We start from the raw sequence: 15,237 nt of genomic DNA, 5'->3' as shown, positions 1-15,237 counted from the left end.
CGTGTGGTTGCTGTTATGGAAAACAATAAAAGAACCGCCATTGCAGATAATGGCGTCATCTGGATGAGACCCCTATGGCAAGGATAAAATCACGCGTACGCCGTTTCTTCAGCCTGTTAGTACCTTTATTATTTATCTCTGCAGTTCACGCTGAACAAACCCCCGTACCCGCAAAAACCGTCACCGTTGAAGCGAAGAATGAAGTCTTCGCCCCTCAGCATCCCGATCAATATCTCTCCTGGAAAGCCACGTCTGAGCAATCAGCCCGTGAAGATGCGCTGGCAGAAGATCCTCGTCTGGTGATCCTGTGGGCGGGATATCCCTTCTCGCGCGATTACAACAAACCGCGCGGGCACGCGTATGCAGTGACCGATGTTCGTGAAACCTTACGTACTGGCGCACCCAAAACGGCAGAAGATGGTCCGTTGCCGATGGCCTGCTGGAGCTGTAAAAGCCCGGATGTGGCGCGTCTGATCCAGAAAGACGGTGAAGATGGCTACTTCCACGGTAAATGGGCGCGCGGCGGTCCTGAAATTGTTAATAATCTTGGCTGCGGCGATTGCCATAACACCGCGTCACCAGACTTTGCCAAAGGCAAGCCAGAACTGACGCTGTCGCGTCCTTATGCTGAACGCGCGATGGAAACAATCGGCAAACCGTTTGAGAAAGCCGGTCGCTTTGACCAGCAATCCATGGTCTGCGGCCAGTGCCACGTGGAATATTACTTCGACGGTAAAAACAAAGCCGTTAAGTTCCCGTGGGACGACGGCATGAAAGTCGAGAACATGGAGAAGTACTACGACACCATCGCCTTCTCTGACTGGACCAACTCCCTGTCTAAAACCCCGATGCTGAAAGCGCAGCACCCGGAGTATGAAACCTGGAGCGCAGGCATTCACGGCAAGAACAATGTGACCTGTATCGACTGCCACATGCCGAAAGTGCAGAACGCGGAAGGCAAGATTTACACCGACCATAAGATTGGTAATCCGTTCGATAATTTCGCTCAGACCTGTGCGAACTGCCACACCCAGGACAAAGCGTCCCTGCAAAAAGTGGTCGCCGAGCGTAAACAGGCCATTCATGACCTGAAAATCAAAGTTGAAGACCAGCTTGTTCGTGCGCACTTCGAAGCGAAAGCTGCATGGGATGCGGGTGCGACCGAAGCGGAAATGAAGCCGATTCTGGAAGATATCCGTCACGCGCAATGGCGTTGGGACCTGTCTATCGCCTCACACGGTATTCACATGCATGCCCCGGAAGAAGGTCTGCGGATGCTGGGTAGCGCAATGGATAAAGCCGCTGACGCACGTACCAAACTGGTCCGTCTGCTGGCGATCAAAGGCATCACGCATGAAATCCCGTTACCGGATATCTCTACCAAAGAGAAAGCCCAGGCGGCGATTGGTCTGAACATGCAGCAAATCAATGCTGAGAAGCAGGACTTCATCAAAACGGTGATTCCGCAGTGGGAAGAACAGGCGCGTAAAAACGGTCTGTTAAGCCAATAACCCCATTTCGCCCCGCAAGGGGCGGATAACTCAACGGAGTGAATATGAGCGTATTACGTTCGTTATTAACTGCTGGGGTGCTGGCGTCAGGCTTGTTATGGAGCCTGAGTGGAATCACTGCCACGCCAACGCCGCAGGAGTCGGATCAACGCTGGACGGTTACCCAACAGCGTAATCCGGATGCCGCCTGTCTGGACTGTCACAAGCCGGATACCGAAGGCATGCATGGTAAGCATGCGGAAGCCATCAACCCGAATAACAAACTGCCTGTCACCTGCACCAATTGTCACGGCCAGCCGTCACCGAACCACCGCGAAGGGGTGAAAGATGTGATGCGCTTTAATGAGCCGATGTACAACGTGGAGCAGCAGAACAGTGTCTGTATGTCCTGTCACCTGCCTGAGCAGTTGCAAAAAGCGTTCTGGCCGCACGATGTCCACGTAACCAAAGTGGCGTGTGCCAGCTGTCACTCACTGCATCCGAAGCAAGACACGATGCAGACGCTGAGCGATAAAGGACGGATCAAGATTTGCGTCGATTGCCACAGCGATCAGCGTAACAATCCGAACTTTAACCCGGCGTCGGTTCCGTTGCTTAAGGAGCATCCATGAGTTGCTCTCGTCGCCAGTTTATCACCGGCGTCGGCGCGCTGGTGGCAGTGAGCGGGACGGCGGGGCGCGTTGTGGCGAAGACGCTGAACATCAATGGCGTGCGTTACGGTATGGTTCATGATGAGTCTTTATGCATTGGCTGTACGGCCTGCATGGATGCTTGTCGGGAAGTTAACAACGTGCCGGAAGGCGTATCGCGTCTGACGATTATTCGCAGCGAGCCGCAAGGGACATTTCCTGATGTGAAGTATCGCTTCTTCCGTCACTCGTGCCAGCATTGCGACCACGCTCCCTGCGTTGACGTCTGCCCGACGGGGGCATCGTATCGCGATGCCGCCAGCGGTATTGTGGATGTGAACCCGGACCTTTGCGTTGGCTGCCAGTACTGTATCGCCGCGTGTCCTTATCGTGTGCGGTTTATCCATCCGGTGAGCAAAACGGCGGATAAATGCGATTTCTGCCGGAAAACCAACCTGAAAGCGGGCAAACAGCCCGCCTGCGTTGAGTCATGCCCGACGAAGGCGCTGACGTTTGGTAATCTGGACGATCCCAACAGTGATATATCCCGTTTGTTGCAGCAGAAAACTACCTACCGTTACAAACTGGCGTTGGGTACAAAACCGAAGGTCTACCGCGTTCCCTTTAAATTTGGGGAGGTGAGCCAATGACATCCGCTTCTGCATTTCATTTTGAATCACTGGTGTGGGACTGGCCCATTGCCATCTATCTGTTCCTGATAGGTATCTCTGCCGGACTGGTCACGTTGGCGATTCTGCTGCGTCGCTTCCATCCGGAGGCGGGCGGTTCAGACAGCACGCTGCTGCGCACCACGCTGGTGTTAGGGCCGGGGGCAATTATCTTCGGTTTGCTGATTCTGGTGTTCCACCTGACGCGTCCATGGACTTTCTGGAAACTGATGTTCCACTACAGCTTCACCTCGGTGATGTCGATGGGGGTCATGCTGTTCCAGTTGTACATGGTGGTGTTAGTGTTGTGGCTGGCAAAAATCTTTGAAAAAGAGGTGATTGCCCTGCAACAGCGGTTCGTGCCGCGACTGACGATTGTGTCAAAACTCCTGACGCTAATCACGCCGTTCCATCGCGCACTGGAGACATTGATGCTGGTGCTGGCGGTCCTGCTCGGGGCGTATACCGGGTTCCTGCTGTCGGCGCTGAAATCCTACCCGTTCCTGAATAACCCGATCCTGCCGGTGCTGTTTCTGTTCTCCGGGATCTCCTCCGGTGCGGCGGTGGCACTGATCACCATGGCGTTACGTCATCGTAGCAATCCGCACAGTACGGAAGCGCACTTTGTGCATCGCATGGAAGTCCCGGTGGTATGGCTGGAGATCTTCCTGCTGGCGGCGTTCTTCGTCGGCCTGGCGCTGGGCGATGACGGAAAAATGCGTGCGCTGGCGGCGGCATTGGGCGGCGGATTCTGGACCTGGTGGTTCTGGCTGGGCGTGGCCGGGCTTGGGCTGATACTGCCGATGCTGCTAAAACCCTGGGCCAACCGCAGTTCGACGTTTCATGGTGTGCTGGCAGTGTGCGGCGCCAGCCTGACCGGCGTACTGCTGCTGCGCTTTTTTATCCTCTATGCGGGTCAGCTAACCGTTGCGTAAGGTGATATCTGGACGTTCTCCTTCCTGAAGCCGGTTTTCTGGCGCTGTTATTAAGCCTCGGGGTCAACGTGTTGACCCCGCTTGCCGTGTTGGTAGGTGTCCGCCAGCGCTGGCAGGGGATGATGCGCCTGGCAAGCGTGGGCGTGTGGACGCAATTTGCCCTGCTGCTACTGGCCTTTACCATTCTGGTATTCTGCTTTTTGACCAGCGATTTTTCGGTGGTCTACGTTGCCCAGCACAGCTACAGCCTGCTGCCGTGGGGATTAAAACTGGCGGCGGTGTGGGGCGGTCATGAAGGATCGCTGCTGCTGTGGGTGCTGTTTCTTTCCGCCTGGAGCGCGCTGTTTGCTCTTCGCTATCGGCGTAATACCAACGCGCTGTTTCCGCTGACGCTCAGTGTCCTTTCAATGATAACGGCCCTGCTGCTGCTGTTTGTGGTGGTATGGTCCGATCCGTTCGTGCGTATCTTTCCGCCAGCCATTGAAGGGCGCGACCTTAACCCGATGCTGCAACATCTCGGGTTAATCCTCCATCCACCGCTGCTGTACCTGGGTTACGGTGGTTTGATGGTGGCGGCAGGCGTGGCGCTGGCCTCGCTGCTACGTAGTGACTTTAATGCGCAGAGCGCCTGGGTGTGCTGGCGCTGGGCCTTGCCCGGTTGGTGCGCGCTGACGCTGGGGATTATCCTCGGCTCCTGGTGGGCCTACTGCGAGCTGGGCTGGGGCGGCTGGTGGTTCTGGGACCCGGTAGAAAACGCTTCCTTATTACCCTGGCTTTCCGCCAGCGCGCTGCTACATAGCCTGTATATCACGCGCCAGCGCGGGATCTTCCGCCACTGGTCGCTGCTGCTGGCGATCGTCACGCTGATTTTATCGCTGCTGGGGACGCTGATTGTGCGTTCCGGCATTCTCGTTTCGGTGCATGCTTTCGCGCTGGATAACGTTCGTGCCGCGCCGCTGTTTGCGCTGTTTACCGTGTTGAGTCTGGCGTCGCTCGGGTTGTACGCCTGGCGGGGCCAGCAAGTCCGGCAGAATGCTCGTTTTGGCGGTTGGTCACGCGAGATGCTGATTCTGGTTGCGCTGCTGCTCTTTAGTGCGGTGCTGCTGATTGTGCTGATTGGCACGCTCTACCCGATGATTTACGGGCTGTTCGGCTGGGGGCGGCTTTCCGTGGGCGCACCGTACTTTAACCGCGCTACGCTGCCCTTTGGCCTACTGATGCTGCTGGTTATTGTGCTGGCAATGGTCAGAAGCCGTAAAGTGTCTTTCCGCATCCAACTTCCGGCACTGCTGGCGCATGCCGGAGTGCTGGTGTTTGCGGCGGGGATCGTTTTTTCCAGCGGTAGCCGTCAGGAGATAAGCCTGAACCTGAGCCCTGGGCAGCAGGTTGAACTGGCGGGTTACATTTTCCGTTTTGAGCGTCTCGACCTGGAAGCCAAAGGTAACTACACCAGTGAAAAAGCGCAGATCACGCTGTGGCACAATGAGAAACGCATTGGCAGCCTGCAACCTGAAAGGCGCTTCTATGCCGCGCGTCGTCAACAGATGATGGAGCCGGGGATCCGCTGGAACCTGATGCATGACTGGTATGCGGTAATGGGTGAAAAAACCGGACCAGACCGTTATGCCATGCGCTTGTACGTGCAGACCGGCGTGCGCTGGATTTGGGGTGGGGGACTATTAATGGTCTTTGGCGCGCTGCTGAGCGGATGGCGAGGGAGGAAGCGTGATGCGTAAATTAATCACAGCGTTGCCGGATGGCGGCGTAAACGCCTTATCCGGCCTACAAGGTGCGCAAACCGTAGGCCGGATAAGCGCAGCACCATCCGGCAGAAAGTTATTACTCCTAACGCTCGTCCTGTTTTTCATTACTTTCGCTACGCATGCCCAGGTTGTGGATACCTGGCGCTTTGAAAATCCGCAACAGCAGGAACAAGCGCTGTCTATTGCCAGCCAACTGCGTTGTCCACAGTGCCAAAACCAAAATTTGCTGGAATCCAATGCGCCGGTAGCGGTCAGTATGCGCCATCAGGTTTACAGCATGGTGGCGGAAGGGAAAAGTGAAGCCGAGATAACCACCTGGATGACCGAGCGTTACGGTGACTTCGTTCGTTATAATCCGCCGCTGAATGAACAAACGCTGCTGCTGTGGGCGTTGCCGTGCCTGTTGTTGTTGCTGGTAGGTGTAGTGGTCTGGCGAGTGAGAAGACGTCAGCATACGGAGGAAGGTGAATAATGAGCCAGTGCGAGCCGCTGTTACGCCCAATGCCCGTGAAGCGGTTGACCGCTGCGGTGGTACTGATGGTTGTGGCCTGCATTGGAGGTTACCTGTTGACGCCAAAATGGCAGGCGGTTCGTCAAGAGCAGACGCGACTGGCGGACCCTTTACATGCTTTCTCTGATGAAAATATTCAGGAAAAACAGTTGCTTTTTCTGCAATCGCAGATTCGAGCCAATCCACGGGACGGCGTGAAATGGGCGCAACTCGGGGAGTACTATCTTTGGCAAAACGCGTATCATAATGCGCTGCTGGCCTACGAGCAGGCGCTGCGTGTCGGCGGTGAAAATGCTGAGATCTATTCAGCGATGGCAACGGTATTGTATTACCAGGCCGGACAACATATGGCGCCGCCCACTCGTGATATGATTGATAAGGCCTTGGCGCTGGACCCGGCAGAGGTCACCGCGCTGATGTTGTTAGCCTCAGATGCGTTTATGCAGGCAGACTACGCCCAGGCTATTTCAGTGTGGCAAAAAGTTATGGATTTAAATTCGCCGAGGGTGAACCGGGCACAGCTCGTTGACTCTATTAATATGGCGAAGTTGTTGCAGAATCGGCAAAAATAAATTTGTTTTTTTTGTGATTTGTATCATTTTGCCTGTTTAAAAAACAGGCAAACGAACAGGTGGGCGAAAAAAACTCACGCTATGACTTCTTCATTTTTGAACATATTAAAATTCTTTTATAACAAAAAGTTATTCATCAATACCGCGATAAAATTGCATTTTTATGCATAAATTCAGCCAAAAGCCCTGTTCTTAGAGGGTTGCGCGGAATGCCATGCAGATGATAATGATAATAAGCGTTAAAAAACTCCATAAACGAACGCAACACAATTCATACCCTTTCAGTATGTACTATTCCCACACACCGCATGTGGAATAGCGCTCCATCGAGGAAGTCCGTTGTTATGAAAAATTTGAAAGTCAGCCTGGCATGGCAGATTCTAATCGCCATGGTGCTGGGCATTCTGCTAGGGAGTTACCTGCATTACCATAGCGACAGCCGCGAATGGCTGGTGGTCAACCTGCTGTCTCCGGCAGGCGATATCTTTATCCATCTGATCAAAATGATCGTCGTGCCGATTGTTATCTCCACGCTGGTGGTTGGTATTGCCGGGGTGGGTGATGCAAAACAGCTGGGCCGTATTGGCGCCAAAACCATTCTCTATTTCGAAGTGATCACCACCGTAGCGATTATTCTTGGCATCACGCTGGCGAATGTGTTTCAACCGGGTTCCGGGATTGATATGTCGCAGCTGGCGACTGTGGATATTTCGAAATATCAAAATACAACCGCAGAAGTGCAAAGCCACGCGCATGGCCTGATGGGCACGATTTTGTCACTGGTGCCGACCAACATCGTCGCATCGATGGCGAAAGGCGACATGCTGCCGATTATCTTCTTTTCGGTGTTATTCGGTTTAGGCTTGTCTTCACTGCCAGCTACTCACCGCGAGCCGCTGGTGACCGTGTTCCGCTCTATTTCCGAAACCATGTTTAAAGTGACGCACATGGTGATGCGCTACGCGCCGGTTGGCGTTTTCGCGCTGATTGCTGTGACCGTCGCGAACTTCGGTTTTGCCTCACTGTGGCCGCTGGCGAAGCTGGTACTGTTGGTGCATTTTGCCATCCTGTTCTTTGCGCTGGTGGTGCTGGGTATCGTGGCGCGTGTCTGTGGTCTGAGTATCTGGATCTTAATCCGTATCCTGAAAGATGAGCTGATTCTGGCGTATTCAACCGCCAGTTCTGAGAGCGTACTGCCGCGTATTATTGAGAAAATGGAAGCCTATGGCGCGCCAGCCTCAATTACCAGCTTTGTGGTGCCGACCGGTTACTCATTTAACCTTGATGGCTCAACGTTGTACCAGAGTATTGCCGCTATTTTCATTGCGCAGCTGTACGGTATCGACCTGTCACTATGGCAGGAAATCGTATTGGTGCTGACGTTGATGGTCACCTCGAAAGGGATTGCAGGCGTGCCGGGCGTCTCCTTCGTCGTACTGCTGGCTACGCTTGGCAGCGTCGGGATCCCGCTGGAAGGCCTGGCGTTTATCGCCGGCGTTGACCGTATCCTCGACATGGCGCGTACCGCGCTGAACGTGGTGGGGAATGCACTGGCGGTGCTGGTAATCGCCAAGTGGGAACACAAGTTTGACCGCAAGAAAGCGCTGGCTTACGAGCGCGAGATGCTGGGTAAATTTGATAAGACCGCGCAGTAATTAGTGATGGGTGCCTGATGGCGACGCTCACGCGTCTTATCAGGCCTACAAAGGATGTGTAGGCCGGATAAGCGTAGCGCCATCCGGCAACCAGCATCAACCATTGGTCAGCTTTTCAAACTCTTCACAGCCGGTATCAAATCCTTCCATACAGCTCAGATTCAGCCAGTGCAGCGCCTTCTGTTTATTCTTCACGATAAACCCCTGCTCGCCGTTTAAGAACATCATTCCGGCCCAGTACTCGGAATAACCGGTGCGGGAGATGGCCGAGCTGCGCTTGAAATACCATGTGGCCTTTTCATCGTCAGCAGGAATACCCACGCCATTGGCGTAGATCAGTCCGAGCAGCATTTGTGCATCGACAGTGGAGTCATTTTCCAGATCTTCAGAGGCGTTTTGCAGCAATGTAATGGCTTTGGGGTAATCTGTGCGTCCAGCCTGCGTGTTCACCAGAATTCTCGCCAGCGTAATTTCCCCCGCCTTACTGCCTGCCTCGGTCGCTTTTTCGGCCAGCGTTTTGGCTTGTGGATAATCCAGACTGACCGGGTTGGTTATCTTAATTTGCGCCAGTAAGGCCCAGGCATCCGCATCGCCATTGTCGGCTGCTTTTTGCGCCCAGTATTCGGCTTTGCTCAAATCGCCTGAACTAAACCAGGTATCGGCGAGAAAGTATTGTGCGCGTCGGTCTCCTGCCTCAGCGGCCTGTAAGTACTGGCTTCCTGGCTCAGTATCACTGGCATGGGCAAAGAATGTCATAAAGAACATCAATGCAATGAGTTGTTTCATTTTGAGTTTTATTTAGGGTACGGAATGAACAGTATAAAGAGATCGTATGGATAAAAAAACAGCCTCCGGGCGGAGGCTGTTGCAGAACAGGTACGAAAACGGACTAACCCATCGCGCTTTCGCGCAGGCTGGCTTTCAGCTTGGTGTACTCATCAATCACATACTGTTCGGCGGCGCGCTGATCGGCAATGCGTTCAACGTTAACGGCACAGTACTTGTACTCCGGCGTTTTGGTAATCGGGCTCAAGTTCTCGGTTACCAGCTCATTACAGGCCCCAATCCACCATTGGTAGGTCATGTAAATCGCGCCTTTGTTTGGACGATCGCTGACTGCCGCACGGGTAATGACCCGACCTTTACGCGAGTTCACCCACACCAGCTCTTCATCCTGGATGCCCAGGCGTTCTGCGTCGGCGGTGTTGATCTGGGCATAGCCCGGTTCATCCGCCAGCGCGGCCAACGCCGCACAGTTACCGGTCATCGAACGGCAAGAGTAGTGGCCGACTTCACGCACCGTTGATAGTACCATTGGGTACTCTGGGGTGAGTTTGTCGATTGGCGCTACCCAGTCACAAGTGAAGAACTGCGCCAGGCCGTTCGGGGTGTCGAACTTCTCTTTGAAGAGGTAAGACGTCCCCTGGTCGGCATTGGAGGTGTCGCGGCAAGGCCACTGGATATAACCCAGTTCGCCCATCTTCTCGTAAGTGGCACCGTAGAAATCCGGGCACAGATGACGCAACTCGTCCCAGATTTCCTGGGTGTTGTTGTAGTGCATCGGATAGCCCATACGGGTGGCGATTTCACTGATAATCTGCCAGTCCGTTTTCAGATCCCACTTCGGCTCAACGGCTTTAAAGAAGCGCTGGAAGCCACGGTCAGCCGCGGAGAATACGCCTTCATGCTCACCCCATGACGTAGACGGTAAAATAACGTCTGCGGCAGCGGCGGTTTTGGTCATGAAGATATCCTGTACGATGACCAGTTCCAGATCCTCAAAGCCTTTACGTACCGCGGAAAGCTCAGCGTCGGTCTGTAATGGATCTTCACCCATAATGTAGGCCGCACGAACTTCGCCATGGGCCGCACGGTGCGGCAGCTCGCTGATGCGATAGCCGGTATGTGCAGGCAGGCTTTCCACGCCCCAGGCTTTGGCGAATTTCTCGCGGTTCGCCGGATCTTTCACGTACTGATAGCCCGGATAGGTATCCGGCAGCGCGCCCATATCGCATGCGCCCTGAACGTTGTTCTGGCCACGAACCGGGTTAACACCGACGCTTGGCTTACCGAGGTTACCGGTCAGCATTGCGAGGCTGGTCAGTGAACGCACGGTTTCCACGCCCTGATAGAACTGGGTAACACCCATGCCCCACAGGATAGCCGCACTTTTCGCCGTGGCATACATACGTGCAGCCTGACGGATATCGTGCGCGCTCACGCCCGTGATATCTTCGACGGACTCCGGCGTGTAGCCTTCGACAATCTTGCTGTACTCTTCGAATCCTTCCGTACGCGAGGCGACGAACGCCTGGTCGTACAGTTTTTCTTCGATGATGACATGACCCATAGCGTTAAGCAGCGCGATATTCGAGCCGTTTCTCAACGCGATGTGCATGTCAGCAATACGCGCAGTTTCAATTTTGCGCGGATCGCAGACGATAATTTTCGCCCCGTTACGTTTAGCGTTAATCACGTGATTCGCCACGATAGGGTGGGAATCCGCCGGGTTATACCCGAAGATGAACACTAAATCTGTGTTATCAATTTCATTGATAGCATTACTCATTGCGCCGTTACCGACCGATTGGTGCAGACCTGCAACCGATGGGCCGTGTCAGACGCGAGCGCAGCAGTCAACGTTATTGGTACCAATAACGGCGCGCGCGAATTTTTGCATTACATAGTTGGTTTCGTTACCCGTACCGCGAGATGAACCGGTCGTCTGAATAGCGTCCGGGCCATACTTCGCTTTGATGGCGCTCAGACGAGTGGCGACGTAATCAAGCGCTTCATCCCAGGAAACAGATTCCAGTTTGCCGCCACGCTGGCGACGGATCATTGGGGTTTTCAGACGAGGGGTCAGGATCTGGGTATCGTTGATAAAATCCCAGCCATAGTAGCCCTTCAGACACAGAGTACCCTGGTTGGTTTTCCCCTGCGCCGCTTCAGCCCGGACGATTTTGCCGTTATCGACCACCAGGTTGATTTTGCAACCTGATGCGCAATATGGGCAAACCGTGACGACTTTTTTCATCGGTCTCGCTCCAGTTAATCAAATCGCGCATACGCGCTGTCGCCCTCAGCATGCATCTTCTATGCCACTTTTTTATTGTGGGCATTCCCTGATATTACGGGTGATTTTTGGTCAAAACCCTGACGAAAAACAGGCTGTCGTCATATTTGACGTGTCGAATCTCCAATACGTGACGCCCCGGCAGTGTGACCGAGGTTATGTTTCCCACATATCCTTGTGCCTTATCGCTGTCACTCTGGGCAGAATCAATCACACTCATTTAAGTTGGCCAGCAATGGGGAAAAACAATGAAGCCAGCCATACTGGTTGTGGATGATGACGTGGCAGTCTGCTCGCTTTTACAGGATGTGCTGAACGAACACGTCTTTGCGGTGACCGCTTGTCACACCGGGCAGGAGGCGTTGCGCTGCATTGAGACTCAGCCGGAGATCGCGCTGGTATTGCTGGATATGATGTTGCCCGACATCAACGGTCTGATGGTGCTGCAGCAGGTGCAAAAGATGAGGCCCGGATTACCGGTGGTGATGCTGACCGGGCTTGGTAGCGAGTCGGATGTGGTGGTCGGGCTGGAAATGGGCGCTGACGATTACATCGGTAAACCCTTCAATGCCCGGGTGCTGGTGGCACGGGTGAAGGCGGTGCTCAGACGCGTGGGCGTGCTCACGGCTGAAAGCGGCAGTCCACAAACCACGGGTCTTTCTTTTAACGGCTGGCATCTTGATACCGCGGGTTGCCAGCTTCGCAATCCTCAGCAATTGAAGGTTGAACTGACGCAGGGTGAATACAGTCTCCTGTTGGCGCTGGCGCAAAATGCCCGTCGGGTGCTTAGCCGCGAACAATTGCTGGAACTGACGCGCAGCGACAGCGTTGAGGTGTTTGACCGCACCATTGATGTGTTAATCATGCGCTTGCGGCGAAAAATAGAGATCAACCCGCACCAACCGATGTTGATCAAAACCCTGCGCGGGCTGGGCTATGTATTCGCCGCCGACGTGCAGCATCACGACAAGGCGGCGTAAATGCCTTATCCGGCCTACAAAAGCGATAACGACCTCGTAGGCCTGATAAGTGTAGCGCATCAGGCAACAGCCATTCCGGCTTTTAACTCTTCCAGCGTTTTCGCGCCGTCGATTGCATTGGCGCACAACAAACTGGCTCGCGCGCAGGCGTGTGCCAGCCGGATGCTCTCTTCCAGCGACCAGCGTTCATGACAGCCATACAAAAAACCGGCGCAAAACGCATCTCCCGCCCCGACGCTGCCGACGATCTCCTCCTGCGCCAGGTACTGTGACGGAACCCAAATGCCCGCCCGATCCGGCGCTTCACCCCAGGCACCTTCCGGACAGTGAATAACCACCCGCTGGCGTACGCCTGCATCCAATAATTCGCGTGCGGCGGTGGCGATGTGCGCAATGTGAAGTTCGCCGTTGGGCTGGCGGATCTCCAGCCCGCTGAACTCTCCGGCTTCCAGCTCGTTAATCACCAGATAATCGAGATGGCGCAGGGCGGGCATCACCAGCGGCTGGTAGCGCGGGTCGCCCTTGCGTGAGACCAAATCCAGCGATGTTTCAAAGCCATTGTCGCGCATTTGCGCCAGCAGCCGAGCGCTACGCGTGCCGTACTCTTCATCTGGCATGTCCAGGCTGTCGAGCAGCAACAGATAGCCAAGATGGAAGATTTTCATCGAGGTATCCAGTTGCTCAAAAGCGGGCAGATCCAGCAGTCTGTTGGCACCCGGCGAGTGAAAAAAGGTGCGCTGACCGCTGGGATCGGTCATCACCTGCGACATTGACGTGGGCGCGAATGTCGTGCGCTGCACGTGTTGGCGATTAACGTGATACTGTTCCAGCATCGCCATGATGTAATCGCCATCGCTGTCCTTGCCAATTAAGCCCACCGCCTGCAGCGGCAATCCGGTGTGCATTTTTGCCAGTGTCAGCAGCACGTTCAGCGGCGCACCGCCCGTGGCGCGTTCGCTACGGGTGATTTCCGCCAGCCAGCCGCGCTCCGGCCACTGCACAATCTGATGTACATGATCGACCAGCATGTTGCCTGCGGCGATAATGCCTTTACGTTCCATCAGATTTGCCCCGCGCTGCCAAAAATACGCATCTGTTCTGAAACGGTATCAGTAATGGCCTCTTCAATGCCGAGCAGCAGTTCGGCGAATTCGTCGTACAAGGGCTGACGATTCGCCATCCGCGTCTCCACTGCTGACAGCGCCGCCTGCGACATGCCCGTATAAAAGTTGATTTTGTGAATGCCAAGCTCGATTGCCCGACGGAAATCGTCGTCGCTGATGCCGGAACCGCCGTGCAGTACCAGCGGGATCGCCGCTTGCTGGCGAATGGCGTCCAGACGCGGGAAGTCGAGCACCGGTTCGCCTTTATATTTGCCGTGGGCATTGCCAATGGCGACCGCCAGCGCATCAATACCGGTTCTGTCGACGAAATCACGCGCCATCATCGGGTCGGTGAATAGCGACTCGTCGGCATGACCGTACAGCGCGCCGCCCTCATCACCGCCCACTGCGCCCAGTTCAGCTTCCACAGACACGCCGACAGCGTGGCACATCTTCACCACTTCGCGGGTTTGACGGATATTTTCTTCATATTCCAGCGTGGATCCATCGAACATCACTGAGCTGAAACCTAAGCGTAACGCTCGCACCACCGACTCAAAGTGCAGGCCGTGGTCAAGATTCAGCACTACCGGAATGTCATGTCTGGCGGCTTCGAACTTGACCGCTTCGACCAGAGAATCCAGCGAGATATATTTAAAATGCACTTCGGCGATATTGATGATAAACGGCGAACGTTCCTGCTTTGCCGCGGCAAAAAGCGCACGCAGGAAGTGTGAGTCCAGAACGTTAAATGCCCCTAAGGCATAGCGGTGCTCGCGGGCATGGGCAAGCCCATCGGCGAGAGATATCAACGGCATAATGCGCTCCTTGGTTAGCGGAACAGGCGATATTCGTTACACAGCACCAGCAGCGCCGGTTCGTCTTCTTCAATGTCGTTGTAGCGGGAAATCGGTTGCAGAAAATGGTTGTCGTGGTCGTCGTCATTAACAGAAGAGACCTCGCCAACCAGCACGTCGCCAAAACCTTTTTCCGCCCAGAAGCTGTGATACAGGCCCGGCGGCAGGCAGATGCTCTCACCCGGCGTCAGGCGTAGTTGGCTGCCCGCGGCATGGGTTTGTCGACAGCCGTCAATCACCACGCTAACGTCGCTGTCTTCCGTTTGCTCGCGGATCCCTGCATTCCACAGTTCGACAATCAGATTGCCGCCGCCGCGATTGATAATGTCTTCGCGTTTGCGCCAGTGAAAATGCATCGGCGTGACCTGCGCATCGCGAACATGCATGATTTTCTCGGCGTAGCATTTCTCGTAAGGCATGCCTTTCGGCGAACCATTACGCAGGGTGAACAGCGTTAATCCTTGGGCGGCGAAATTGTTGCCGCCGAACGCGGTGACATCCCAACCGAGCTTGAGGTCGAACACTTCGCTCCAGGCAGCGGCATCAAGCTTGCGCCATTGGGTCGGCGGGAAACTGGCAAAAGGGGGGAGATGCACGTCGTGCAGAGAGAAAAACTGGCGCGTGTGGCCAAGGATCTCGTTTATTGCGGAGCGTTTCATTGATTCTCCTGTGGCTGATAAGATGACCTTTATGCGGCTCTCTCGCAAAGGGAGAGGGAGAAAATCAAAAGCTTTCCCATGGATCAAATGGGATACCATCCGGTTACCTCTCCCTCACAGCAGAACAGGGAATCGTTATATTTTATTGTGTTTTTTTATGGGGTGGTGTGATTCATTCAATAAAATGATAAATGAAAAGAATATTTTTATAAATGTTATTGTAAATCATTGAGTTAATTTGTTCATTTTTTTAGTCACATCTCAGTTTTCTGGAACCATTTGGATGTGAATGCTGGATTGTTACCTCGCGATGAAAAA

Annotated in this window: 12 protein-coding genes and 1 pseudogene; 8 read left to right on the top strand and 5 right to left on the bottom strand. The window is 54.4% G+C overall.

Translation table 11 applies throughout. The annotated features are described in order from the left end of the window. The first annotated feature begins 74 nt into the window (after positions 1-74). From nrfA to gltP, 7 genes and pseudogenes are all read left to right on the top strand, one after another. Entirely contained in the window at positions 75-1,511 is a 1,437-nt protein-coding gene (gene nrfA, locus G8S19_RS20550; protein ID WP_253685826.1) for an ammonia-forming nitrite reductase cytochrome c552 subunit, read from the top strand. Between the two features lie 44 nt (positions 1,512-1,555). Then, a complete protein-coding gene (nrfB, locus tag G8S19_RS20545) occupies positions 1,556-2,122 on the top strand; it encodes a cytochrome c nitrite reductase pentaheme subunit (protein ID WP_003031758.1) in 567 nt (188 codons plus the stop codon). Beyond that, positions 2,119-2,790: a cytochrome c nitrite reductase Fe-S protein gene (gene nrfC, locus G8S19_RS20540; RefSeq protein WP_003031761.1), complete on the top strand. Its 672-nt coding sequence runs from the start codon at positions 2,119-2,121 to the stop codon at positions 2,788-2,790. Before nrfB ends, nrfC begins: the two co-directional genes overlap by 4 nt. Beyond that, complete coding sequence (gene nrfD / locus G8S19_RS20535; RefSeq protein WP_040229791.1) at positions 2,787-3,743, top strand: cytochrome c nitrite reductase subunit NrfD; 957 nt, start codon at positions 2,787-2,789, stop codon at positions 3,741-3,743. Before nrfC ends, nrfD begins: the two co-directional genes overlap by 4 nt. An 8-nt stretch (positions 3,744-3,751) precedes the next feature. Beyond that, positions 3,752-5,978: pseudogene (gene nrfF, locus G8S19_RS20530) on the top strand (heme lyase NrfEFG subunit NrfF). Further along, complete coding sequence (nrfG, locus tag G8S19_RS20525; protein ID WP_086529679.1) at positions 5,978-6,589, top strand: heme lyase NrfEFG subunit NrfG; 612 nt, start codon at positions 5,978-5,980, stop codon at positions 6,587-6,589. The pseudogene nrfF and the gene nrfG overlap by 1 nt, the downstream one beginning before the upstream one ends. 344 nt (positions 6,590-6,933) lie before the next feature. After that, positions 6,934-8,244, top strand: coding sequence for a glutamate/aspartate:proton symporter GltP (gene gltP / locus G8S19_RS20520; protein ID WP_253685824.1), 1,311 nt, complete (start codon positions 6,934-6,936; stop codon positions 8,242-8,244). Between the two features lie 96 nt (positions 8,245-8,340). Here the strand turns inward: gltP and yjcO are convergent, their stop codons facing one another. Both yjcO and fdhF read right to left on the bottom strand, forming a co-directional pair. Next, on the bottom strand, positions 8,341-9,030 hold the full coding sequence (gene yjcO / locus G8S19_RS20515; RefSeq protein WP_124021066.1) for a Sel1 family TPR-like repeat protein YjcO: 690 nt from the start codon (positions 9,028-9,030) through the stop codon (positions 8,341-8,343). Between the two features lie 103 nt (positions 9,031-9,133). After that, on the bottom strand, positions 9,134-11,281 hold the full coding sequence (gene fdhF / locus G8S19_RS20510) for a formate dehydrogenase subunit alpha (protein WP_253685822.1): 2,148 nt from the start codon (positions 11,279-11,281) through the stop codon (positions 9,134-9,136). Between the two features lie 287 nt (positions 11,282-11,568). Here fdhF and G8S19_RS20505 point away from each other — a divergent pair, with 287 nt between their 5' ends. Beyond that, positions 11,569-12,300: a response regulator gene (locus G8S19_RS20505; RefSeq protein WP_032948333.1), complete on the top strand. Its 732-nt coding sequence runs from the start codon at positions 11,569-11,571 to the stop codon at positions 12,298-12,300. Between the two features lie 59 nt (positions 12,301-12,359). On the opposite strand, the gene G8S19_RS20500 is transcribed toward G8S19_RS20505, so the two are convergent. From G8S19_RS20500 to G8S19_RS20490, 3 genes are read right to left on the bottom strand one after another with little or no spacing between them, the layout of a single operon-like run. After that, positions 12,360-13,364, bottom strand: a complete 1,005-nt coding sequence (locus G8S19_RS20500; protein ID WP_199970726.1) for a carbohydrate kinase family protein — start codon at positions 13,362-13,364, stop codon at positions 12,360-12,362. Continuing rightward, on the bottom strand, positions 13,361-14,221 hold the full coding sequence (locus tag G8S19_RS20495; RefSeq protein WP_061067036.1) for a ketose 1,6-bisphosphate aldolase: 861 nt from the start codon (positions 14,219-14,221) through the stop codon (positions 13,361-13,363). Before G8S19_RS20495 ends, G8S19_RS20500 begins: the two co-directional genes overlap by 4 nt. 14 nt (positions 14,222-14,235) lie before the next feature. Further along, complete coding sequence (locus G8S19_RS20490) at positions 14,236-14,919, bottom strand: D-lyxose/D-mannose family sugar isomerase (RefSeq protein WP_124021064.1); 684 nt, start codon at positions 14,917-14,919, stop codon at positions 14,236-14,238. Positions 14,920-15,237: the final 318 nt, after the last annotated feature.

This window comes from Citrobacter sp. SX206 (assembly GCF_024181025.1).
GTDB classification, from domain to species: Bacteria; Pseudomonadota; Gammaproteobacteria; order Enterobacterales; family Enterobacteriaceae; genus Citrobacter; species Citrobacter youngae.
The sequence above is the reverse complement of the archived record's forward strand: the minus strand, read 5'-3'. Positions and strand labels throughout refer to the sequence as shown.

Bases quoted from the DNA above. Each gene is read 5' to 3' on its own strand.
- nrfA (WP_253685826.1), top strand. From the start codon at position 75: ATGGCAAGGATAAAATCACGCGTACGCCGTTTCTTCAGCCTGTTAGTA.
- G8S19_RS20495 (WP_061067036.1), bottom strand. From the start codon at position 14,221: ATGCCGTTGATATCTCTCGCCGATGGGCTTGCCCATGCCCGCGAGCAC.
- nrfG (WP_086529679.1), top strand. From the start codon at position 5,978: ATGAGCCAGTGCGAGCCGCTGTTACGCCCAATGCCCGTGAAGCGGTTG.
- gltP (WP_253685824.1), top strand. From the start codon at position 6,934: ATGAAAAATTTGAAAGTCAGCCTGGCATGGCAGATTCTAATCGCCATG.
- nrfB (WP_003031758.1), top strand. From the start codon at position 1,556: ATGAGCGTATTACGTTCGTTATTAACTGCTGGGGTGCTGGCGTCAGGC.
- G8S19_RS20505 (WP_032948333.1), top strand. From the start codon at position 11,569: ATGAAGCCAGCCATACTGGTTGTGGATGATGACGTGGCAGTCTGCTCG.
- G8S19_RS20490 (WP_124021064.1), bottom strand. From the start codon at position 14,919: ATGAAACGCTCCGCAATAAACGAGATCCTTGGCCACACGCGCCAGTTT.
- nrfD (WP_040229791.1), top strand. From the start codon at position 2,787: ATGACATCCGCTTCTGCATTTCATTTTGAATCACTGGTGTGGGACTGG.
- nrfC (WP_003031761.1), top strand. From the start codon at position 2,119: ATGAGTTGCTCTCGTCGCCAGTTTATCACCGGCGTCGGCGCGCTGGTG.
- yjcO (WP_124021066.1), bottom strand. From the start codon at position 9,030: ATGAAACAACTCATTGCATTGATGTTCTTTATGACATTCTTTGCCCAT.